The sequence below is a fragment of the Aliidongia dinghuensis genome (genome assembly GCF_014643535.1).
Lineage (GTDB): Bacteria > Pseudomonadota > Alphaproteobacteria > ATCC43930 > CGMCC-115725 > Aliidongia > Aliidongia dinghuensis.
Genome location: NZ_BMJQ01000076.1, coordinates 1 through 561, shown reverse-complemented (window position 1 = coordinate 561; position 561 = coordinate 1). Strand labels below are relative to the sequence as shown.

Annotated in this window: 1 protein-coding gene; it reads left to right on the top strand. The window is 44.7% G+C overall.

Features of this window, described 5'->3' with window-relative positions; translation table 11 throughout:
• Positions 1-561, top strand: a 561-nt coding sequence (locus IEY58_RS34195) for a sodium:solute symporter family transporter (RefSeq protein ID WP_407648474.1), incomplete at both ends; no start/stop codon positions are given.

The window sequence follows — 561 nt, the reverse complement described above, 5'->3', positions numbered from 1 at the left end:
AATAATCCCATTGAATCTATCTCATTAGGTTTGGGTCTATTGTTTGGTACAGCAGGTTTACCACACGTATTGATGCGTTTCTTTACGGTGCCAGATGCCAAACAAGCCCGTAAATCGGTACTGGTTGCCGCTAGCTGTATTGCTTACGTGTATTTTATGATCGTTCTTATTGGTTTGGGTGCTATCGTTATCCTAGCTGAACATCCAGATTATTTCACGACTGTGGTTAAAGATGGCGTAAGCTCACAAGCACTCATCGGTGGTGCCAACATGGCAGCGATTCACTTGTCCCATGCCGTGGGTGGTAACCTATTCTTAGGCTTTATCTCGGCGGTTGCTTTCGCGACTATCCTAGCGGTTGTGGCAGGTTTGACTTTATCAGGCGCTTCAGCGGTCAGCCATGACTTGTATGCTAGTGTTATCAGAAAAGGTCAAGCGAGACCTGAAGAAGAGATGCGTGCATCAAAAATTACCGTGGTTGCGTTAAGTTTATTGTCAATCGTGACCGGTATTATCTTTGAAAACCAAAACCTTGCGTTCATTGCAAGTTTGGTATTTGCG